Source organism: Gordonibacter sp. Marseille-P4307 (assembly GCF_900604965.1).
Lineage (GTDB): Bacteria > Actinomycetota > Coriobacteriia > Coriobacteriales > Eggerthellaceae > Berryella.
Genome location: NZ_UWPD01000001.1, coordinates 1,679,854 through 1,701,839 on the forward strand (window position 1 = coordinate 1,679,854; position 21,986 = coordinate 1,701,839).

Consider the following 21,986-nt stretch of genomic DNA (forward strand, 5'->3'; position numbering starts at 1 on the left):
CCCGCATCCCGTAAAACAGCGGGGGCGCCCTTGCGGACACCCCCGTACGCTATACCGTCAAGCGCCTTAGTCTTCGTCAGAAGGGGCAGCCTGCGACTGCTCGGCGTTCGACGCCTCCTCTTCCTCGCGGCTAGTAACGCCGAAACCGTAGGAATCCATCGAACCCAGAAGCGCATCGAGCTCTTCGAGGTTGCGCGTGTAGGAGCGCGGCGGCAGCGCCTCGCCAAGCATGTCCTCGCCTTCGGTCGAGAACGTCGCGGGCGAATCCCCGCCGATAAGGATGTTGTCGTCGGGCGAGAACACCATGTCGAGCAACTGGCTCATGTCGTCGCTCGTGGCGGCAAGCTCTTCTTCGATCACGCTGGAAAGGTCGTGCTGGGCAAGGCCCTCCTTCAGCTCCTCGATCGCCTTGGCACCGATGCCCTCGATGCGCAGCAGATCGTCTTCGGTACGGCCCACCAGGTCGGCCACGGTCTCGATGCCCGCCTCGGAGAACTTGTTCGCCCAACGCTGGGACACGCCCAGATCGTCGTAGATGTACAGGCGCGCTTCCTCGTCGGTGAGCTGGACCCCGCGATGGCCGTTGAGGCCGCCGTAGTAACCGCCGTAGCCGCCTCCCATAAGATAACCCTCGCTGTCAAGCGACCAGTCCTGAGGCTGGGGCAGCATCTCCTCGATATCGCGCAGGGCGTCGGGAGCGTACTCGGGCAGCGCATCGCCCGAAGGCGCGCCCACGGGACGGCCCTTGTACGTGAGCGAAGAGTTGCGGTAGCGCTTCAGGCCGGTGCCCGCGGGGATGGGCTTTCCGATAATGACGTTTTCCTTCAAGCCGCGCAGGTTGTCCACCTTGCCCTCGATGGCGGCGTCGGTGAGCACCTTGGTGGTCTCCTGGAACGACGCGGCCGACATCCACGAGTCGGTGGCCAGCGATGCCTTGGTGATACCCAGCAGCAGAGGTTGTCCCACCGGGGGCTCTTTGCCCTCGGCGATAAGGTGGTTGGCCGCATCCTGGAACTCGTAGCGGTTCACCTGGCGCCCGGGCAGGTAGTCGGAATCACCCGAGTCGAGCACCGTGAGCTTGCGCAGCATCTGGCGCGCGATGACTTCGATGTGCTTGTCGTTGATATCGACGCCCTGGGACACGTAGACGCCCTGGACCTGGCTGACGATGTAGCGCAGCGTGGTGTTCGGATCGGTGAGGCGCAACAGGTCGTGCGGGTTCACCGAACCGCGCGTGAGCTGCTGGCCCACCTTGACCTCGCACCCATCGACCACTCCGGGCTGCATCTGAGCGCGGGCGGAAACCTCGTACTCGCGGAAATTGCCCTCCTGGTCGTGGATGGTGAGGATCTTCTGGTTCTTGTCGCCCGAGATCTGCAGCGTACCGGCGATCTCGGCGAGAACCGCAAGACCCTTGGGCTTGCGCGCCTCGAACAGCTCCTGGACGCGGGGCAGGCCGTGGGTGATGTCGTCGCCCGCGACGCCGCCGGTGTGGAAGGTGCGCATCGTGAGCTGCGTTCCGGGTTCGCCGATGGATTGAGCGGCGATGATGCCGACCGCCGTGCCAATGTTGACCGGACGGGCCGTGGCCAGATCCCAGCCGTAGCACTTCTGGCAGACGCCGTCGTGCGCATGGCAGGTCATGACCGTGCGAATGACGACCTCGTCGAGACCCGCGTCAGCCAGGCGCTTGAGCTCCTTTATGGAGGAGATGTAGGCGCCCGCTTCCAGCAGGACCTCGCCTTCGGGAGACACGGCGGCCTCCAGCAGGCAGCGCCCGATGAGGTTTTCGTCAAGCGAGCCCTTCTCGGTGACGATCCGGTAGGGCACGCCGTCCACGGTACCGCAGTCGATCTCGCGGATGATGACGTCTTGCGCAACATCGACCAGGCGGCGGGTAAGGTAGCCCGAGTCGGCGGTGCGCAGCGCGGTGTCGGCCAGGCCCTTGCGTGCGCCGTGGGTGGAGATGAAGTATTCGAGAACCGTCAGGCCTTCACGGAAGTTCGCCTTGATAGGACGGTCGATGATCTCGCCTTTCGGGTCGGACATAAGGCCGCGCATACCGGCCAGCTGGCGGATCTGCTTGATGTTTCCTCGCGCACCGGAGAACGCCATCATGTAGATGGGGTTGAACTTGTCGAAGTTCTCGGCCATCGCATCGCCGACCTCTTCGTTCGCCTCGTTCCAGATGTCGACGATCTGACGATGACGCTCGTCATGGGACATGAGGCCCATCTCGTACTCGTCGTCGATCACGGCGACCTTCTCGTCGGCAGCGGCCAGGATGTCGGCCTTCGACGGCGGGATAGTGGCGTCGTATACCGACACGGTCACGCCCGCGCGGGTCGCGTAATGGAAGCCGGCGCTTTTCAGGCCGTCGAGAATCGGCGGGACCTGAGAGTCGGGATAAGCGTTGCACACGTCTTCGACCAGGCGGCTGATCTCGCCCTTGTTCATCTCGTAGTTGAGGAACGGATAGTCGGCGGGCAGTACGTCGTTGAACGTCACGCGACCGATGGTGGTCTCGATGCGCTCGCCGGCACGGCACAGCTTAACGTCGTTGAACGCAGTGGCCACGCGGGTGTCCTCGGCCAGGCGGACGAACACCTTGGCCTGCAAATCGACATCGGCGCGGGCGTCGTAGGCGGCGCGGGCGTCGGCGAAGTCGATGAAGGCGCGACCCTCTCCCGGGAACCCGTCGCGGGCGGCCGTGAGGTAGTACAGGCCGATGATCATGTCCTGCGTGGGAACGGTCAGCGGGCGGCCGTGGGCGGGCGACTTGATGTTGTTGGTGGACAGCATGAGGATGCGGGCCTCGGCCTGGGCGGCGGCGGACAGCGGCACGTGAACGGCCATCTGGTCGCCGTCGAAGTCGGCGTTGAAGGCGGTGCAGACCAGCGGATGCAGCTTGATGGCCTTGCCCTCGACCAGGATGGGCTCGAAGGCCTGGATGCCCAGACGATGCAGGGTGGGTGCACGGTTCAGCAGCACGGGGTGTTCGCGGATAACCTCTTCGAGAACGTCCCACACGTAGCTCGCGCCGCGATCGACCGCGCGCTTGGCAGCCTTGATGTTGTTGGAGTACTCGAGCTCGACCAGGCGCTTCATCACGAAGGGCTTGAACAGCTCGAGCGCCATCTTGGAAGGCAGGCCGCACTGGTGCATCTGCAGCTCGGGGCCGACGACGATGACCGAACGACCGGAGTAGTCGACGCGCTTGCCCAGAAGGTTCTGACGGAAGCGGCCCTGCTTGCCCTTCAGCATGTCGGACAGCGACTTCAGGGGGCGGTTGCCCGGTCCGGTGACGGGACGCCCGCGACGGCCGTTGTCGAACAGCGAATCGACGGCCTCCTGAAGCATGCGCTTCTCGTTGTTGATGATGATCTCGGGAGCGCCGAGGTCGAGCAGGCGCTTGAGGCGGTTGTTGCGGTTGATGACGCGACGGTACAGATCGTTCAGGTCCGACGTCGCGAAGCGGCCGCCGTCCAGCTGCACCATGGGGCGCAGATCGGGCGGAATGACCGGGATCACGTCGAGGATCATGTCGGAGGGCTTGTTGGCCGACTTCATGAAGGCGTCAACGACCTTGAGGCGCTTGATGGCCTTGGCGCGCTTCTGCCCCTTGCCGTTGGCGATGATGTCGGCAAGCTCGACCGAGGTTTCATCGAGGTCGATGGCGTCCAAAAGGTCGCGCACGGCCTCGGCTCCCATGCCGCCGTTGAAATAATCGCGGTAGTTGGCGCGCATTTCACGGTAGAGCGCCTCGTCGCTGAGAAGCTGCTTGGGTTCGATCTTCTGGAAGACCTCGAAGGCCTCCTGGCGCAGGGCCTTGCGATCGTTGAACTCCTCGTAGATGTCGGCGATCTCTTCCTCGACCTCTTCGGGGGTCATGCGCTCGTCGTCGTCGATGTCGTCGACGAACTCGTCTTCCTCGGGCACGTAGGCCGTGGAGAGACGGCGCGTGGACGCGATCAGGCGATCGCGCTCGGCGTCGAGCTCTTCGAGATCGGCGGCCAGCTCGTCGCGCAGCTCGTCGAGGTCCTCCTCGCGAGCTTCCTTATCCACCGACGTGATGATGGAGCTTGCGAAGTACAGCACCTTCTCGAGGTCTTTGGGAGAGATGTCCAAAAGATAGCCCAGACGGCTGGGAGAGCCCTTGAAGTACCAGATATGGCTTACGGGAGCCGCAAGCTCGATGTGGCCCATGCGCTCGCGGCGGACCTTCGAGCGCGTGACCTCGACGCCGCAGCGCTCGCAGACGATGCCCTTGAAGCGAACGCGCTTGTACTTACCGCAGGCGCACTCCCAATCCTTGGTGGGACCGAAGATCTTCTCGCAGTACAAACCGTCCTTCTCGGGCTTAAGGGTACGGTAGTTGATGGTCTCGGGCTTCTTCACCTCGCCGCGCGACCACGCACGGATATCCTCGGCGCTGGCGAGCGAAATGCGGATTGCGTCGAAATTAGTGACGTCGAATTCGGTGGCCATTTATCGCTCCTCCCCTTCACCGAGAAGTTCGTTGGTTTCAGTGGAACCAAGGTCGTTCATCAAATCATCCATTCCTGCGGCGATACTGTCGAGCGCGCTGGCCTCGTCTGCCTCGGTTTGGGCAGCCGCCTGGGTCAGCTGGTCGAACATCGCCTGGTCTTCGTCTTCCTGCGCGGGCGCGCCGGCAACCTCGTTGCCTTCAAGCTCGACGTTGAGGCACAAAGAGCGCATCTCTTTGACCAGAACCTTGAAGGACTCGGGAACCTCGGCCGCCGGGATGTTCTCGCCCTTGACGATGGCCTCGTAGGACTGAACGCGTCCCGCCGTATCGTCGGACTTGACGGTAAGGATCTCTTGGAGCACGTTCGAGGCGCCGTAGGCGTAGAGCGCCCACACCTCCATCTCGCCGAAGCGCTGGCCGCCGAATTGCGCCTTGCCGCCCAAAGGCTGCTGGGTGATCAGGCTGTAAGGGCCGGTCGAGCGGGCGTGGATCTTGTCGTCGACCATATGTCCCAGCTTGAGGATGTAGGTCTGACCGCAGGTGACGGGTTCGCGGAACTTCTCGCCCGTGCGCCCGTCGTACAGCCAGGTCTTGCCCGTGCGGGACAGCTGGGGCACGAACTCGTCGCGCGCCAGGTCGCCGTAGAGGGCGTGGTTGCGGTTGATGAGGTTGCGGTTGGCGCGCTCGATCGCATCGGAGATCTCGTCTTCGTGGGCGCCGTCGAACACCGGGGTGGAGACGAACATGGGGCCCTCGACGACCTCGTCGGTTTCCGCAGCGTCGGACCAACCCCATTTCGCCGCCCAGCCGAGGTGGTTCTCCAGCAGCTGGCCGACGTTCATGCGGGAGGGAACGCCCAGCGGGTTGAGGATGACGTCGATCGGCGTGCCGTCGGTCATGTAGGGCATGTCCTCGACCGGAAGAACGCGAGAGATGACGCCCTTGTTTCCGTGACGGCCCGAAAGCTTGTCGCCCTGCTGGACCTTGCGCTTCTGGGCGATGTAGATGCGCACCAGCTCGTTCACGCCGGGAGCAAGCTCGTCGCCGCTTTCGCGGGTGAAGCGGCTGACGCCGATCACGCGACCGCCGGAACCGTGGGGCACCTTCAGCGACGTGTCGCGCACCTCGCGGGCCTTCTCGCCGAAGATGGCGCGTAGCAGGCGCTCCTCAGCCGTGAGCTCGGTTTCGCCCTTAGGCGTGACCTTGCCCACCAGCACGTCGCCCGGCACGACCTCGGCGCCGATGCGAATGATACCGTCGGCATCCAGATCGGCGGTCAGATCGTCGGAGATGTTGGGGATCTCGCGGGTGATCTCCTCGGGGCCGAGCTTGGTGTCGCGCGCATCCACCTCGTATTCGGAGATATGGATGGACGTGAGCAGGTCTTCGGACACGACACGCTCGGACACGATGATGGCGTCCTCGTAGTTGTAGCCCTCCCAGGGCATGTAGGCCACCATGAGGTTCTGGCCCAAAGCCAGCTCGCCACAGTCGCATGACGGGCCGTCGGCCAGAACGTCGCCCGCGCACACCTCGTCGCCCTTGCGGACGAGCGGCCGATGGTTGATGCAGCCGCTCTGGTTGGAGCGCTGGAACTTCGGAACCAGGTACTCGTCGTACTCGCCGTCGTTATTCAGGATGATGATGGTCTGGCCGTCCACGTAATCGACCACACCCGAGTTCTGGGCAACGAGGATTTCGCCGGAATCGACCGCGATGCGGTGCTCGATGCCGGTTCCGACCAAAGGAGCGGTGGGACGCAGCAGGGGCACGGCCTGACGCTGCATGTTCGATCCCATGAGCGCGCGGTTCGCGTCATCGTGCTCGAGGAACGGAATGAGCGAGGTTGCAACCGAGGTCATCTGGCGGGGCGAGACGTCCATGTAGTTCACGTTCTCGGGAAGCACTTCGCCCGGCTCGCCGAAGGTTCCGGCGGCATCCTTCATACGGCACAGCACGCGCTTTGCGGCAACAAAGTTGCCCTGGGCGTCGGTGCGGCCGAACACGCGGGTCTCGGCGTTGAACGACTCGTTGGCCTGGGCGATGACGTAGTTCTCCTCCTCGTCGGCCGTGAGGTAGTCGATCTCGTCGGTCACCTTGCCGTCGACGACGCGACGGTATGGGGTCTCGATGAATCCGTAGGGGTTGACGCGGGCATACGTGGCCAGCGAGCCGATAAGGCCGATGTTGGGGCCTTCGGGCGTCTCGATGGGGCACATGCGCCCGTAATGAGAGTTGTGAACGTCTCGAACCTCGAAGCCCGCGCGCTCGCGCGACAGGCCGCCGGGGCCCAGAGCCGACAGACGGCGCTTGTGCGTGATACCGGCTGCGGGGTTGGTCTGGTCCATGAACTGGGACAGCTGCGAGGATCCGAAGAACTCCTTGATGGAGGCCACGATCGGGCGGATGTTCACCAGCGACTGCGGCGTGATGTCGTCGGGCTCCTGCATGCCCATGCGCTCGCGCACGACGCGCTCCATGCGCGAAAGGCCGATGCGGAACTGGTTTTGGATAAGCTCGCCCACCGTGCGGATGCGGCGGTTGCCGAAGTGGTCGATATCGTCGACGCCGAAGCCCTCCTGCTCGTTGTTGAGCGCGAGGATGTACTGCATCGTGCGCGTGATGTCCTCTTCAGTAAGCGTAGGGGAATCCTCGGACGCATCGATGCCGAGCTTCTTGTTGATCTTGTAGCGGCCAACCGCTGCCAGATCGTAGCGCTGCGGATTGAAGAACAGGCCGTCGAGCAGCGTGCGGGCGGAATCGAGCGTGGGCGGCTCGCCGGGACGGAAGCGCTTGTACAGCTCGATAAGCGACTCTTCACGGGTGGTGGCGGGGTCGCGGTCGAGCGTGCGCAGAACCATCTCGGAAGAACCCAGCAGCTCGATGATCTCCTCGCGGGTCTCGGCCAAGCCCAGCGCGCGCACGAGCAGCGTGGCGGGCTGCTTGCGCTTGCGATCGATGCGGACGTGCAGAACGTCACGCTTGTCGGTTTCGAACTCCAGCCAGGCACCGCGGCTGGGAATGACCTTCGCGTTGTAGATGGTGCGCGCAGAGGTCTTGTCGGCTTCGGCGGAGAAGTACACGCCGGGAGAGCGCACGAGCTGGGAAACGACCACGCGCTCGGTGCCGTTGATGATGAAGGTGCCGCGCGGCGTCATGAGCGGGAAATCGCCCATGAACACTTCCTGCTCTTTGATCTCGCCGGTCTCCTTGTTGATGAAGCGGATGTTGACGAAGAGCGGTGCCTGGTACGAGACGTCCTTCTCCTTGCACTCGTCGACCGAGTACTTCGGATCTCCGAAGCTGTGCCCGCCGAACTCCACGCACATATCCTTGGTGGAGTTCTCGATGGGGCTGATGCTTGCAAACGCCTTGTCGAGACCTTCAGTCATGAACCAGTCGAAACTGTCGGTCTGGATGGCGATAAGATTGGGGACGTCCATGACGCCCGGAATCCTAGCGAAGCTTCGGCGGTCCCTGTAACGGCTGGTGGAAGTAGGATTTTGTCCTTGAGCCACGAGGTTGTTCCTCCTTAGGTCACACCTGTAAAACTGCAAAAAAGTACAGTTTTACAGAATATTCCGTACTTAAAGGGAGGTCAAGGATTATTTTTAGCAACTATGTAAGTTTGCTGTGTTTTTATACCTTTTATCAGGCTTTTCAATGAATAAAACTCATCGGATCCCGATGCTTTCCAACGGTTCCAAAGCGCAAGCGGCGCGAAAACGGCTTGGATCGGCGAAATTCGCTTCACCTGGGCCTGCAACCGTCGGTTGCACCGAATCGTCCGATTTTGACACGTCTGGTTGGTAGCCTCGACGCCCGCGCAACCGCATGATCGCCTTGTCCTGATGCGATACAATGCCCACCATGAAAGGCGAACTTATGAAATTCAGACAAAACCTGCTCCACCTCCGCCAACAGCGCAACATGACGCAAGAGCAGCTGGCCATGCTGCTTGGCGTCTCGCGCCAATCGGTTGCCAAATGGGAGGCGGGTCAGTCCACCCCCGAAGTAGATAAGCTCATGCGCATGGCCGAGCTGTTCGAATGTTCGCTTGACGAACTGGTGAACGGGGATCTGTCGGGTCGCACCGTTCGGGCGGCCGAGGTTCTGCCGCCCGACGCAGCACCCCAGGACACGTGCGGATACGATCGGCATTTCCGCTTGTTTTCCCTCTCGATCGCAACCGGGGTCGCCATCATCATCGCCGCCACGGCCTTGGTCAGCCTGTGCGACGCCCTGCTCCCCTGGAACCAGAACCTGTCCGGCGCTCTTCTTCTCGTGTGCGTCGCCATCGGTATCATCGTGATCATCCCTGCCGGAATCGAGCACGCCGCCTTTACCCGCAACCATCCCTTCGTCGAAGACTTCTACACCGAGGAGGAGAAAGGCGCCGTGCGCCGCTCTTTCACGCGCGGGCTGGCGGGCGGCATCGGATTCATCTTGCTGGGCTGCGCGATTGCGAGCGCTTTCGACAACACGCCCCTGGAAAACGTCGCGGGTTCCGGCTTTCTAGCGACCATCGCCGCGGGCGTGTGGCTTATCGTGCGTTTCGGAATCCTGTACGGGGCGTCGAGGGTGGAAAACTACAACAAGGAGCGCACCGACGAAATCGAGGAGCGCACCGACCCCCTTGTGGGGCCCGTCTGCGGAATCATCATGCTCGCAGCCACCATCGTCGGCCTGACCATGCTGTGGGTGGGCGGGTACCCTGATCAGGATGCAATGGCAAGGGGCCCCTTCGCCGACATCTTCTGGGTAGCCTGGCCCATCGGGGGCATACTGTGCGCCATCGCCGCTCTCGTGCTGAAAATCAGAAGGAACGCGAAGCGCTAGGCGCACCGATGCGGCAAAACCGGCCGCATCGCCGAAAGGCCCTTGCCGCGCCGCGACGGGCGCTTGCCCTCTTAGCGTCCGTCGCGCAGGGCCTTCAGCTTGGCTAAAGTCCCGGCGTCGATGCGGCCGGCCACCGTGTTCTTCCCGGCGATGCGGGGCGCCTCGTCCAAACGAGCCTCCTCGAAATAGCGCCCCACGTCGCGGCAGAAACCCTCGGCGCTCATGCGGTCGACCCCCAAGCCGAACACCGTATCCTGGATGGTGGCATCGCTTGTGACCACCATCACTTCGCAACCGTTTTCACGGCCCTCGCGTGCGATCTTCTCGATGATCCGATCGGCCGAAGAGCCCGATGGCGAGAACACCACGCGCACCCCGCCCACGAAGTCGGGCTCGCCCTTCGAGAAGCGGTTTCCACCGCCGTCGAACACGATGGTGGCGCGATACTCGCGCCCCGCGAAATGAACCACGTCGTTGATCAGAGACTCGCGCGCCCGGTTAAACGCGTCGTCGGTATAGTCGGGATAGGGCGCACGCCGGTAGCGACTGCCCGAGCGCAGCACGTTGTACCCGTCAACCACAAGGATGCGCTTACGGTCGCGCGGCATGCGACACACCCCCCTGGAATGCACGAAGCGATGCGGCATGTGCGGATGAAGCGGTAAAGCTCATGCGAATCGAACCTATTCTGCCGCGCTTGCCGCAGAAACCTCCTGGTCGGAGGGGCGGTTCTGGCGCAGCCACTCGTACATGAAGGCGGTCGAGGCCTGGGCGACGTTGAGCGAGGACACCTTCCCCATCATGGGAAGCTTTCCCAAAAGATCGCACTTCTCAAGCACAAGGCGCGACACGCCCTCGGCTTCGTTTCCCATAACCAAACCGATCTTGCCCTTCAGGTTCACATCCCATACCTGGTCGCGCGCATGCTCGCTTGCCGCAGCGATCCAGAAGCCGTTTTCCTGAAGACGCTTGATGGCCTGGGCGATGTTGGAGGTCTGGGCGATGCCCAGGTGCGCCACCGCACCGGCCGAGCTTTTGTACGTCGAGGCATCCACATGAGCGCTGCGCTTGTTGGGAATGATGATACCGACCGCACCCACGCTCTCGGCGCTGCGGATGACCGCGCCAAGGTTTCCGGCATCGGTGATGTGATCGAGCAGCACGATGAGCGCGCGACCCCCATGCCGGTCGGCGTACGTTGCGGCCGCATCGATGAGATCGCCCACGCCCATGTACTCGAACCGACGAGCCTGCGCGATAACGCCCTGATGACTGCCGCGCACCGAGATCTCGTCAAGCTTGGCCTGGGGGACCATCTTCACGTTCACTTCGCGCCGGCGCGCTTTGCGCATAATGTCCTCGATCAGAGGATCGCGCTTCGCATTGTCGGCCATGAAGATGCAGCGCAGCGGCACTTCGGTGCGCAGCGCCTCGATGATCGGACGTTTTCCCTCGATGTAGTCGGCCATAGGGTGCGGTGCCTTTCGTTCGTTCGGGCGCCTGCAAGGCGCACTGCCTATCCGGGCAAGTCTAGCACGACGACTCCCGTCGCGCGTTCGCGGGAACCCATCAGCGCGAGATGCGCATCCCCCCGAAAAGCCGCGTCGGCGATGCGGGCGCTAAGCCGTGGCCGACACGAGGTCTTCCATCGCCCGCGGCGTCATGGCGGCCTCTCCCCCGAACACGTATCCGAAATCGATGTCGGCCGCATGGCGGGCCACGAACGCATCGATGCAGCGCGCATCGTAGGCCCAACCGTCCCGATCCGTAGCGACGAGGATGAGCGGGGCGCGGCGAAGTCCCAACAGAGGGCCTGCCGAAAGCGCATCGTGCCATCCCTGGGCCACCGCAGCCCCCATGCCGTTGGCGCCCATGCCGCATTCGGCAACCGCCCATTCGGCGATCCGCAAAGACGTCTCGACCGCAACCTCGCCGGCTATCCTGCGCACGGACCCCACGCCGCATTCGGCCAAGACCCGCTCGGCCGAAGGGCCCACCGCCGCCGTACCGCCCATGATGAACGCCCTATCCGGCTTCGCCTGCGCGATGAACTCGATTATCTCGGCCCGCAGGTCGAGCCCGCCGTTGCGGTTGGCCAGCAGAATGGGCGTCTTGGTCGCGCTGGCCACCGGTGATGACGCCAAAGCGTCGTAAAACGACCCGCCTGTTGCGATGATCAGGTCCTTCGACCACGAACCCGACGACACGACCCGTTTAGCCGATTCGAGCGACGTCATGGCAGCGTCTTCTCCCGCCACGCGCTCGACCGAGGCGCCCAGGCGCGCCACCGCCCGCTCGACCGCCGGGTGAATAGCCGCCTCCCCTCCCATGATCAGCACCTTGGAGGGCTTGAGGCGCGAAAGTGACGCGCGCGCGGCGTCGGAGAGCCCGTCGTGGGACGTGGTCACGATGGGAGCCCGGTACGCGCCCGCCAGAGCCGCCGCCGACAGCGCATCGTAGAAGCCGTCGTTCGAACTGAGCAGCACCACATCGGAGGTCTGCCAACCCTCGGACACCACCAGGTAGTTCGTCTCCAGCGCATCGATCCCGCCCAGACGTACCCATGTGCACGGTTCGATGGAGAAGCGCTGGCTGTCGGCACTCGTCAGATCAGACGCCCCGGCTCCCGAAGGGCTCCACGCATCGCACGTCACCGAACCGTCGTCCTGCACGGTAAGAAACAGGCTGGTCTTCTTGTTGGAAATCGAGCCGTCGTCGTACAGGAGCCACTGCGCGCTCCCGTCAGCGACGGAATCGGCGGGGCAAAGCGCCACGCCCCCCTTCGACTGGGGAGACGGCGCGTACACGTCCATTCCCTGTCGGTTGCGGATGCGATACGACCCATCGGAGCAGCCGATCAGGGAAAACGTAGCGAACGAAGAATCTTCGAGGCGCGCTCCCTTCGAGGATACAGAGAGGATCGCCCGCCCGTTTTTCAAGTTCACCAGGGATTTCGGAGCCGAAGCCGCACGAAGCGAGCACCACTTGGACATGAAGCGTGCGCGAGCGGAGACCCAGGACGCAAGCGACCCGACCGCAGCATCGAACTCGTCGCGCCGGGCACCGCCCGCCCTGCGCCATGGCTCCGACCATATGCGCGCATCCTTCAGCGCATCGGCCCGCACCCGCATCGCCTCGTCGGTAATGAAGCCGTTCGCTCGGGAAAGGACGGGCGCGAGAACGTCGTGGTACGTCGCGCACAGCAGCTCCCAGAACTGCGGGATATCGCACAATCGCGCGAAAAGCCGGCAGATCACGACGTCTCTCTCGCCAGGAGCCTCATCGTAGACGAGTTCGCGCTGGTTGGTGCGCGCCCACGAGCGGAACGGAGACGTCGTCTCGGAATCCGATGCCACGATGCCCGCACCGTTGCCGAACGCCAGATCGAGATCCCATACGCAGGCGGCGTGCAGCCGGTCGTTTTCTCCGTCCTGGTAAAGGTACACGTTCGACACGCATGCATCGACGTCAGCCGCGAACTCGCGCACCAGCCAGTACCGGGCGATGGAGTCGACGTCGGCGAGGCTGCAAACGCCCTCCCAGTCGCCGCGACCGCAGGCGTCGAGCAGCTGATCGTATGCATCGACGAGGCGGCGGCGCGCCAACTGCGTCAGGACGGGGTCATCGTCGCTGGAAGCGTCCTTCACCAGGAAGCGGCAGTCGTCGCTTGCCACCAGCACGTCGTCTTGCTCCGAATGGATATTGGAGATCTCGCACATGATGCCGTCCCCGCTCCTCAGAGCGAGGGAGCCCTTGGAGTTCTCCACTTTATGCGCGATGAGGTACAGCCCCAGATCGCTTCCGTTGCCGACCAGCCACGCGAACGCGGTATCGCACTGGTTTCCCGGCACTCCCATCTCGCGGGCGATCCACAGACCCAAGCGGTTGCGAAGGTGCGACGGATCGAACAGGTTCGCCAGCGCCACCCACTTCTTGGTGGGCGATCCGATGCCGAGGAGGTCCGTCTTCTTGGAAAAGCCGATCTGGTAGGGCTTTTTCAGGGAAGCGCCGACGTTCCAGGTCGAATTGCCCCTGCCCTTGATGGAGGCGCCCTCGAACGTTTTCCCGTCGACCGTCACCTCCGCCGCGAATTTCACGTCTTTGGGCCCGCTTACCAGATCGAACCAGGACCGCTGATCGCTCAGCCGAACGTCGATGAGATGCCCCGCCTCGTCGGCCCAAGCGGGGAGAGCGGCCTGCGTTCCGACCGAAAGCAGCGCAAGCGCCGAGGCGGCCAGGGCACCGCGACGGGAAAGCGAGAGATCGAGACCGAGTTTTCCCCTATAGCCACTGTACCCCACCTGTATCTTCCACCCCTCTCGTTGCGCCGCTCGAAAAGCGACGGCCCGCACGTCATCCTCCTACGGACGCATAAGTCATCCCCCGCGGATGCATAAGGATTCTACCATCTGACCCGAATCCCGCCGATTCCCCCTTGCGTGAACCGATTTGTGGGATTATGATGCCCAACCATAACCTGTGACGTGGAAGTAACGTCGAAAATCGGGCGCACAGAGATTCCGGGATGCTGAGAACCGGATCGCAGCGAATCGGCAAATGGGCCACTGAGGGCGCAGTCAAATGCTGCGACGCGAGAACGGCGTAACGGTTCTGGGGCGTGTTGGCGCCCCGAAAAGAGCACGGGTCAAACCGTGAATCAAGGTGGCACCGCGGGTATACAGCTCGTCCTTGACGTATCCATCGTTAGGGGCGTTTTTTTATGCCCCGGAAAGGCAGGTCACCTATGGAAAACGGTCGGTTCGGAACCCACGGGGGGCAATACGTCCCCGAAGCGATCGTAAACGCGCTGCACGAATTCGCCGACGCATACGATCGCTGCGCGCACGACCCGGAATTCAAGTCAGAGCTGGAATACCTGTTCAACCAGTACACGGGGCGTCCCAGTCGTCTGTACTTCGCCGAAAACATGACGCGCGATCTGGGCGGTGCGAAGATCTACCTCAAGCGAGAAGACCTCAACCACACCGGGGCGCACAAGATCAACAACGCCATCGGACAGGCCCTCGTCGCCAAGCGCATGGGAAAAACGCGCCTCATCGCCGAAACGGGCGCCGGGCAGCACGGCGTGGCCACAGCCACCGTCGCCGCCCTACTGGGTATGGAATGCGCCATCTACATGGGCAGAGAGGATACCGAGCGCCAAGCGCTCAACGTGTACCGCATGCGCCTGCTGGGAGCCGAAGTGGTGCCCGTAACCGAAGGGACGGCCACGCTGAAAGATGCCGTGAACGTTGCATTCGGCGAATGGGTCAAACGCATCGAGGATACCCATTACCTGGTGGGATCGGCGGTCGGCCCGCACCCCTTCCCCCTTGTGGTCCGCGACTTCCAATCGGTCATCTCGCGCGAAGTGAAAGACGAGCTGATGCGCCGGGAAGGGCGCCTACCCGACGCGGTGATGGCCTGCCTGGGCGGCGGAAGCAACGCCATCGGGTCGTTCTACCACTTCATCGACGATCCGTCCGTGCGCCTCATCGGCTGCGAGGGCGCAGGGCACGGCGTTGACTCCCCCGACACCGCGGCCACTTTGACCACCGGAAAAACCGGAATCTTCCACGGGATGAAAAGCTATTTCTGCCAGGATGAAAACGGCCAGATCGCGCCCGTGTACTCCATTAGCGCGGGGCTTGACTACCCTGGCATCGGGCCCGAGCACTCGATGCTGAAGGATTCGGGACGCGCCGAGTACTTCGCCATCACCGACGAGGAGGCCGTAAGCGCCTTCGAGTACCTGAGCCGCACCGAAGGCATCATCCCCGCCATCGAAAGCTCGCACGCCATAGCCGGCGCACTGAAGATCGCGCCGACCATGCAGCCAGACCAGATTCTTGTCGTAACCGTTTCAGGGCGCGGCGATAAAGACGTCGCCGCAATCGCCCGCTACCGTGGGGAGGCCATCCATGACTAAGAGCGAAACCACCCGTCCCGCCGCCGGAACCGACCGCTGTCTGAACGCAACCGAAGCGCGCATCGCGCAAGCTTTCCGCGCGCGCGGCAGGGCGTTCATCCCCTACATAGTGGCGGGGGAACCGTCTTTGGAACAGACAGCCCGCCTGGTAACGACCGCCATTGAAAATGGAGCCGACCTTATCGAGGTGGGCATACCCTTCTCCGATCCCACCGCGGAGGGCGAAGCCACCAAACAGGCGGGCCTGCGCGCCCTGAAGCGCAAGACCGCGCCCGACGACGTGTTCCGCATCGTGCGATCGGTTCGCTCGGCGGGTGCAACCTGCCCCATCGCGCTGGTATCGTACGCCAACGTGGTATTCGCCTACGGCACTGATCACTTCATGAAAGCATGCGCCGAAGCGGGCGCCGATGCGGTGATGCTTCTGGACGTCCCGCTGGAAGAGCGCGAGGAGTTCTCCCGACCTGCAGCATCCCACGGAATCTGCATTCCCAGCGTGGTGTATCCTGCCCCGGAACAACGCCTGGCGGAAATCGCACGGGCCGCCGAAGGGTTTATCCAGTTCACATGCCCTCCGGGACTGCCCGAACAGCACATGCGTTCCTTGGTCGAAACCGTTCGCGCACACGCGTCGGTGCCCGTGGCCGTGGCTTGTGAAAACGCCGACGCCCTCGAAGCGGGCGCGCTTGCCGACTGCGCCGACGGATTGACCGTGAACGCCGAAATTACCGAGCGCATGCTGAAAGGCGGACTGGAATCGGCCGCCGCCTACGTGCGAGAGACGGCCGCGTCCGTGCACGGCGTGATACACTCGAACCGACCCCGGAACCGATCGTAGCAACAGATTCTTCGAAGAGGGAAGATATGACGAAACTTGAGAACCACGTTCTGTACTGGCGACCCACCTGCCCGTTTTGCATGCGCGTCGTGGACTACCTGAACGAGCACGGCATCGAATGCGCTATGCGCAACGTGCTGGAGGATGCGGCTGCCTACGACGACCTCGTCGCCGTCGGCGGCAAGCGGCAGATTCCCTGCCTGGTGATCGAAGGCGAAGCGCTGTACGAATCATCCGATATCATCCAGTACTGCTCGCAGCGGATCTAAGTGCAGCGCATCGGCGCACAGGATAACTCTGCTATACTGGTTCGGCTGAATTCGTCGGGATGTGGCGCAGTCTGGTAGCGCGCCTGCTTTGGGAGCAGGATGTCGCAGGTTCGAATCCTGTCATCCCGACCATCCGGCAATTTTGCATTTCGGGTAATTGTCCTTGTTCGAATCGGCATTTAAGGTACAATGACCTACGCTTTGCAACGCGGGTGTAGTTCAATGGTAGAACTCCAGCCTTCCAAGCTGATAACGCGGGTTCGATTCCCGTCACCCGCTCCACGATCTCTCGAAGGCCAACCGCTCGGTTGGCCTTCTGTCGTTTACGGGGAAAGGACATGCTATGAAAACCGTCGTCATCGCCACGAACAACGCCCACAAAGCCTCCGAGATCGCCGCCGCCCTTCCCTTCCCTTCCTGGGAGTTTAAAACCTTGGACGATATGGGTATCAAGTCCGATCCCGACGAAACCGAAACCACCTTCGAAGGCAATGCGCGCATCAAAGCGTGCGCGGCGCGGCGCGCAAGCGGAGGGCTTGCCGTGCTGGCAGACGACTCCGGGCTGGAGGTGGACGCCCTCGACGGCGCCCCGGGCGTGTTTTCCGCCCGTTATGCGGGCGAACACGCTTCCGACCGGCACAACAACGAAAAGCTGCTGGCCGAGCTGTCCGAAGTGCCCGACGAGAACCGCACCGCGCGCTTCGTGTGCACGCTGGTGTTCATCGACGAGGACGGCAGCGAGCACATCGCCCGCGGAACCGTGGAAGGACACATCGGGCGCGCGCCCCGAGGAGAAGGAGGGTTCGGGTACGATCCTTTGTTCTGGCCCGACGTTTTCGATGGAAAGAAAACCCTTGCGGAAGTATCCCAAGATGAAAAGGCCGCGGTGTCGCATCGCGGCAACGCTCTAAGAGACCTGAGAAGCCAGCTCGAAGGGTTCTGCCGATAAGGGGATCCAACATGGGAAAGCGAGTGAACGATAAGAAGACCAACGCCCAACGCGAGGTGGAGGCAAGCGGATGCGAATTCGCCTTCCACACCTACGATCCCGAACAGGCGGTGTCGGGAACGGATGTAGCCGCAACGCTGGGTCAGAACCCCGATCAGGTGTTTAAGACGCTGGTCACCCGAGCGAAGTCGGGTAGCCATTACGTGTTCATGGTACCCGTCGAATGCGAGCTGGACCTGAAGAAGGCCGCAAGCGCAGTTGGAGAGAAAGCCGTCCAGATGATACGGGAGCGCGAGCTTCTTCCCCTTACCGGATACGTGCACGGGGGCTGCTCTCCCCTGGGCATGAAGAAGACGTTTCCCGCAGTTGCCGACGAAACCGCCCGGCTGTTCGACCGCATCGTCTTCTCGGGGGGACGTCGCGGAGCTCAGATCGAAATGGCAGCCGACGACCTCGCACGGCTGATCGATCTCTCCTTCGCAGATATAACCGGATAAGATCGCGCGTCATTATCCATATGTAGAGACGAATAACCAGGTCGTTGACGCAGACGCAAATGGGCCGCACTCCTGAATACAGGGTGCGGCCCAGCATAGTGCAAAAAGGTTTGAGCCTGTCAGATCGATACGCTACTCCTCCTCTTCTCGGCGCCTGCGTGCCAGGATTCCCACAGCCAAGGCTGTTCCACTTACCTTTGCAACCGATGAGCCCGGCGTGGTAGGAATCGTGTAGTTCGAATCGGCCATCTCAAGCCTGACCCCGTCCTTCTCGCTTTGGAGCATATCGGCCCGAAGCTGCACCTTGGAAGTGATGTCGTTAATAGAGGTGGGGTCGGTGACAGAGCCACCCGTCATGGCCTGAATGTTGACCAGAATATGATCGAAGCTGTCCATAAGGGTGGTGTCGAACATCTCGGGCTTCAGAGCCTGGCCGTTCACCTTGATGTCTTTGCGATCCGACGTGCTTCCCAGAATACTGCACATCCGTAGGTTCTTCGACGATGTCCGGAAGGGCGATAGACGAGTTGGAAGCGCGATAATCGCCGGGTTTGTTGATAGTGACGGTCCAGTCTAGCAGGCCCAGCCAATCAGGCACGAGACCAATCCCACCGACAGCTTGCGCCGCGCGTAGCGCGGCACCTTGCGACCAAGCTGTTTGCGCAGGGCGATAACACGCTTAAAGCTCTCCTGTGATGTTGTATCCATGAAGCCCCCGCAATATGCGGAGGTTAGTAGTGCACCACAACGCAATCGCCAGACTGAAGGATATCGTAGAGTTCCGAGGCTTTAGAGGGCGCGAGGTTGATGCACCCGTGGCTTCCAAACCCGTCTTTGTACCGCGTTCCCCCGAATTCCGCCTGCCACGGCGCATCGTGGAATCCGATGGCATTGCCCTCGAACGGCATCCAATACTGGACCTTCGTGGTGTAGATCTTTTTCTTGCCCTCGTACCCCTCAAGCGTCGAAGGGCTTTGCTTGGCATTCACCCACCACACTCCCGGAGGCGTGGCGTACTTGTCGTCGGGTTTGCCCGAAACGATGTCGGCTTCCCAGACGATCGAATCCCCATCGTAGAACCGCGCATGCTGCTCGGACAGGTCGACATCAACGTAGCGCGCGCCCCAATCGGGGCCGCCGTTAACCGACGCCTGGCTTCCCTTGCTGGCAAACGAGATCTCGATATCTTTCCGAGCGCCTTCCTTGACGCCTTCGATGATCTGATCGTGCAGATCGTCGGTATCCACGCGCCATCCGTACACGCCGCCTGAAACGGTTACCTCTTTGCCGTCGGGACGGGTGTAGCGTCGCTCGGAGCCAACCGTGTTGTAGGATGCCAGCACCTCGTTGATGCTCTGGTTCAGATCGTCCTCGCTGAACGTCACCTCGTAATCGTCGGAAACCGAGATCGACTTCGATATCGACTGGGAATCGATGCGCAGAAGCTCCTTACCCTCGGTTGTCAGGCGCAGGTTGGCAGATGACATTGTGGACGCCTCTTCAAGGGCCTTGGCAACACGCGGATCGTCCGCGCGCACAGTGGGCTGCTCAAGCTGCGCCTCTCCGATCGAGGCCGTATCGCTCATCGACACGATGGCTTTGCCCACCGCTTCCATAACCGCATCGATATCAAGTCTGGTACCCGTCTTTTCGGACTGGATCGCGAAGGACTTTTTACCCGTATCGTAGATCACCTGGGCGTTGGTCGGAGCAGTTGCGGTTTCGTTGAACGCATCGACGGCGGCCTGCACCGACTGCCTCAGGTCCGTCGAGTTGTACGAGGCCACCAACAGATCGCTGAGGTCGTGATTGCGCTTGAACACCGCAACCGGCCACATGAACGGGTTGAGGTTCGCGTGCATGCTCTTGACGACGGCATTCGCGTCGATGTTCACACCCACTTCGGAAGAATCGACCTCGTAGGAAAAGCCGCCGCCCGCCACGCGCACCTTGTACGAAGACAGGCTGGTGTCGATGGCGGACGACACCTGATCGGACGTCTTCAGAGATGCATCGATCGCGCCTATCGAGGTGCCCGGGTAAAACCAGTATGAAAACACCGCCGCCCCGGCCAGATACGCAAACAGAATCAGCCCGAACAGGGAACCGAGCACGATAGCCGCGATGCGCTTAGGCGAGGTGCGCTTCTTGTTTCTGCCCAGCGCGCCCCCTTTTGCCGCGGGGCTGTACAGGGGAATAACCGTTTCCGCAGACGTGCGATCCTCTTCGGAAGCGCCGTTGCAAAACACGCCGCCATCGCTTTCGGGTCCAGCGGATTCGGGGGCGTCGACGGCAGCGTCAGGTTGCGAAGGGGCGGGTGAGGCGGAAGCGCCTCCGGACGAGGGCGCAACGACGCCATCCTCTGCCGAGTGATTCAACGGTGCACTGGAAGGCGTTTTCGCGTGCTTCCCGTGCTTTGGATGCTTGCTGCGGCCTTTCAAAGAAATCCAAGCTCCTCGATCGCATTCAGGTAGTCAGAATATTGTATCAAGCGTTCGTTACACCGTTATGGCACATTGGGAACCTGACAGTAAAATCGTCCTCCGAACACAGCTTCGATAGAAGCGGCTTGAAGGAACGGGGGGAATGGGAATACGTGCGTATCCGCAGCCCAATGGACGCAGCGCCGTTTCCCGACCATCGTGCTATCATGCCCTTACGTTTTTGCGCGATGAAGGACACCATGGCAACGTATCTTGCACATTACCAATCGCCGGCAGCCTCGGATTCCCGAGCCACCGGTTTCTTCGAGTTCGAAAGCGACGCCCGCTGCGGCTCGCGCGAGAATGCGAACCACGCGCGCCTGCGCATGCTCGAGCTGTACGGCAAAGAGGCCGTTTCGTGGAGCATCGATAAAATCGAGAAGAAAAAGGCGACGAACGAAGCGCTTGATGGCCAACTTGAGCTGGATTTTCGTCCCGAAAAGAAGAAGCCCAGGAAGACCAAGAAGGAGTACTGGTAGGAATGAAGCGAGAACGCAAGCTTATCGCGCGCAACCGACGCGCATTCCACGAGTACGAAATTCTCGAGCGCTTCGAGGCGGGAATCGAACTCACGGGAACCGAGGTGCGGTCGCTGCGCGAAAACAACTGCCAGCTTACCGACTGCTTCGCCCTTATCCGCAAGGGAGAGGTGTGGCTGAACAACGTGCACATCCCCCCGTATAAGAACGGCAATCTGGCCAATCCCGACCCCGATAGGCGGCGAAAGCTACTGCTGCACCGCAACCAGATCCGCACGCTGGAGCACAAGATCAGCGAGAAGGGGCTGGCGCTTGTGCCCACCCAGATGTACTTCAAGGAAAACTCGCTGGTGAAGGTTGAGCTTGCGCTTGCACGCGGAAAGAAGCTGTACGACAAGCGAAAGAGCATGGCCGAACGCGACAGCAAGCGCGAGATCGATCGCGCCCTCAAAGAGCGCAGCCGCTAGCAGCGAGCAAGCCCTGCGGTGAAGCCGCCCCACCGATTCAAGCGACGGCGCGCAGAAGGCGCGTGCGCTTATGCGCGCTCGATCCGAACGATTCAAAACCCGAAACCAGGAGATTCGCTATGGCTGAACAGACCGAAGCGGAAAAGCCCCGGGAAACCGACCAGGATGCTTTTCAGGACGAGCACGAGCACGAGCACACCTGCGAGGTGTTCGAACTCGAATACGACGAAAAGGACATCCTCTATTACCTGGTGGACGAGGAGGGACGCGACGTAGGATTCGTCCTTCCCGGCGAAAACGGCGAGGAGCTGGAGTACTACTACGCCTCCGAAGAAGAGGCCGCCGAGCTGGAAAGCGAGAAGGCCGCCGGAAAGCCGAAGGCCGACGCGGACGCCCTGTTCTCGAAAGACGAGGTTAAAGCCGCAACCGAAGGCATCAACGGCATCTACCGAGAAGGTCGGGAGACGGTCGGCGAGCTGAAAGAGGTCTACGACGACATCAAGGGCATGCTGGACTTCAAAAGCTTCTTCAAGTAGGGTCGCCCAGGGGCGGGCGCAGGGTATTCGCGCATGAGCCGGCATGCATGGGTCGGTGCTTGTGGGTGCGATGAGAAGCGCCCAAGCCCCCGCTCGATCGCCGATGTTGACAGCCTGTTCGCAGCGCCTATAATGAGCAGTCTGCATCGGGCTTCCTTCCGATGGCACTTTGACAAGGTGGGGCTATCACCCTCGACGGCCTTCAGGCCGA

General features: G+C 62.1%; 17 protein-coding genes and 2 tRNA genes. 11 read left to right on the forward strand and 8 right to left on the reverse strand.

The window, feature by feature from the left end; translation table 11 throughout:
• Nucleotides 1-66: 66 nt before the first annotated feature.
• Nucleotides 67-4,488: a DNA-directed RNA polymerase subunit beta' gene (locus EIH26_RS07665; protein WP_124061608.1), complete on the reverse strand. Its 4,422-nt coding sequence runs from the start codon at nucleotides 4,486-4,488 to the stop codon at nucleotides 67-69.
• Entirely contained in the window at nucleotides 4,489-7,932 is a 3,444-nt protein-coding gene (locus EIH26_RS07670) for a DNA-directed RNA polymerase subunit beta (protein ID WP_370453760.1), read from the reverse strand. It abuts the gene before it with no gap.
• A 442-nt stretch (nucleotides 7,933-8,374) separates the two neighbouring features.
• Between EIH26_RS07670 and EIH26_RS07675 the strand changes: the two genes are divergently transcribed.
• Nucleotides 8,375-9,328 (forward strand): helix-turn-helix transcriptional regulator, encoded by a 954-nt coding sequence (locus tag EIH26_RS07675; RefSeq protein WP_164471027.1) that lies wholly within the window; start codon nucleotides 8,375-8,377, stop codon nucleotides 9,326-9,328.
• A gap of 71 nt (nucleotides 9,329-9,399) precedes the next feature.
• Here EIH26_RS07675 and EIH26_RS07680 read toward each other — a convergent pair whose 3' ends face one another.
• From EIH26_RS07680 to EIH26_RS07690, 3 genes are all read right to left on the reverse strand, one after another.
• Nucleotides 9,400-9,936, reverse strand: coding sequence for an NYN domain-containing protein (locus EIH26_RS07680; protein WP_124061611.1), 537 nt, complete (start codon nucleotides 9,934-9,936; stop codon nucleotides 9,400-9,402).
• 75 nt (nucleotides 9,937-10,011) lie between these two features.
• Entirely contained in the window at nucleotides 10,012-10,797 is a 786-nt protein-coding gene (rlmB, locus tag EIH26_RS07685; protein WP_124061612.1) for a 23S rRNA (guanosine(2251)-2'-O)-methyltransferase RlmB, read from the reverse strand.
• Nucleotides 10,798-10,947: 150 nt separating this feature from the next.
• The gene (locus tag EIH26_RS07690) at nucleotides 10,948-13,680 is read right to left on the reverse strand and encodes a cell wall-binding repeat-containing protein (RefSeq protein ID WP_124061613.1); all 2,733 of its coding nucleotides are present in this window, start codon (nucleotides 13,678-13,680) and stop codon (nucleotides 10,948-10,950) included.
• 392 nt (nucleotides 13,681-14,072) lie between these two features.
• Here EIH26_RS07690 and trpB point away from each other — a divergent pair, with 392 nt between their 5' ends.
• From trpB to ybaK, 7 genes are all read left to right on the forward strand, one after another.
• Nucleotides 14,073-15,257: a tryptophan synthase subunit beta gene (trpB, locus tag EIH26_RS07695; RefSeq protein WP_124061614.1), complete on the forward strand. Its 1,185-nt coding sequence runs from the start codon at nucleotides 14,073-14,075 to the stop codon at nucleotides 15,255-15,257.
• Nucleotides 15,250-16,095 (forward strand): tryptophan synthase subunit alpha, encoded by an 846-nt coding sequence (gene trpA, locus EIH26_RS07700; protein WP_124061615.1) that lies wholly within the window; start codon nucleotides 15,250-15,252, stop codon nucleotides 16,093-16,095. Before trpB ends, trpA begins: the two co-directional genes overlap by 8 nt.
• A 26-nt stretch (nucleotides 16,096-16,121) precedes the next feature.
• Nucleotides 16,122-16,364, forward strand: coding sequence for a glutaredoxin (locus tag EIH26_RS07705; protein WP_124061616.1), 243 nt, complete (start codon nucleotides 16,122-16,124; stop codon nucleotides 16,362-16,364).
• A 55-nt stretch (nucleotides 16,365-16,419) separates the two neighbouring features.
• Nucleotides 16,420-16,496: transfer RNA gene (locus EIH26_RS07710), tRNA-Pro, on the forward strand.
• Between the two features lie 76 nt (nucleotides 16,497-16,572).
• Nucleotides 16,573-16,646 (forward strand) — tRNA-Gly (locus tag EIH26_RS07715).
• Nucleotides 16,647-16,707: 61 nt separating this feature from the next.
• On the forward strand, nucleotides 16,708-17,313 hold the full coding sequence (gene rdgB, locus EIH26_RS07720) for an RdgB/HAM1 family non-canonical purine NTP pyrophosphatase (RefSeq protein WP_124061617.1): 606 nt from the start codon (nucleotides 16,708-16,710) through the stop codon (nucleotides 17,311-17,313).
• An 11-nt stretch (nucleotides 17,314-17,324) separates the two neighbouring features.
• Nucleotides 17,325-17,810 carry a Cys-tRNA(Pro) deacylase gene (gene ybaK, locus EIH26_RS07725; protein ID WP_124061618.1) on the forward strand — a complete coding sequence of 162 codons (486 nt, stop codon included), beginning with the start codon at nucleotides 17,325-17,327 and terminating at the stop codon, nucleotides 17,808-17,810.
• A 132-nt stretch (nucleotides 17,811-17,942) separates the two neighbouring features.
• On the opposite strand, the gene EIH26_RS07730 is transcribed toward ybaK, so the two are convergent.
• The 3 genes from EIH26_RS07730 to EIH26_RS07740 form a co-directional block, all read right to left on the reverse strand.
• Entirely contained in the window at nucleotides 17,943-18,296 is a 354-nt protein-coding gene (locus EIH26_RS07730; RefSeq protein ID WP_124061619.1) for a hypothetical protein, read from the reverse strand.
• Between the two features lie 87 nt (nucleotides 18,297-18,383).
• Nucleotides 18,384-18,518, reverse strand: coding sequence for a YSIRK-type signal peptide-containing protein (locus EIH26_RS07735; RefSeq protein ID WP_124061620.1), 135 nt, complete (start codon nucleotides 18,516-18,518; stop codon nucleotides 18,384-18,386).
• Between the two features lie 23 nt (nucleotides 18,519-18,541).
• Nucleotides 18,542-20,059 (reverse strand): L,D-transpeptidase family protein, encoded by a 1,518-nt coding sequence (locus EIH26_RS07740; RefSeq protein WP_124061621.1) that lies wholly within the window; start codon nucleotides 20,057-20,059, stop codon nucleotides 18,542-18,544.
• Nucleotides 20,060-20,493: 434 nt separating this feature from the next.
• Here EIH26_RS07740 and EIH26_RS07745 point away from each other — a divergent pair, with 434 nt between their 5' ends.
• The 3 genes from EIH26_RS07745 (at nucleotide 20,494) to EIH26_RS07755 (ending at nucleotide 21,775) form a co-directional block, all read left to right on the forward strand.
• Nucleotides 20,494-20,772: a hypothetical protein gene (locus tag EIH26_RS07745; protein ID WP_124061622.1), complete on the forward strand. Its 279-nt coding sequence runs from the start codon at nucleotides 20,494-20,496 to the stop codon at nucleotides 20,770-20,772.
• A gap of 2 nt (nucleotides 20,773-20,774) precedes the next feature.
• A complete protein-coding gene (smpB, locus tag EIH26_RS07750) occupies nucleotides 20,775-21,239 on the forward strand; it encodes an SsrA-binding protein SmpB (RefSeq protein ID WP_124061623.1) in 465 nt (154 codons plus the stop codon).
• A 119-nt stretch (nucleotides 21,240-21,358) separates the two neighbouring features.
• Nucleotides 21,359-21,775, forward strand: a complete 417-nt coding sequence (locus EIH26_RS07755; protein WP_124061624.1) for a hypothetical protein — start codon at nucleotides 21,359-21,361, stop codon at nucleotides 21,773-21,775.
• The last annotated feature ends 211 nt before the right edge of the window (nucleotides 21,776-21,986 follow it).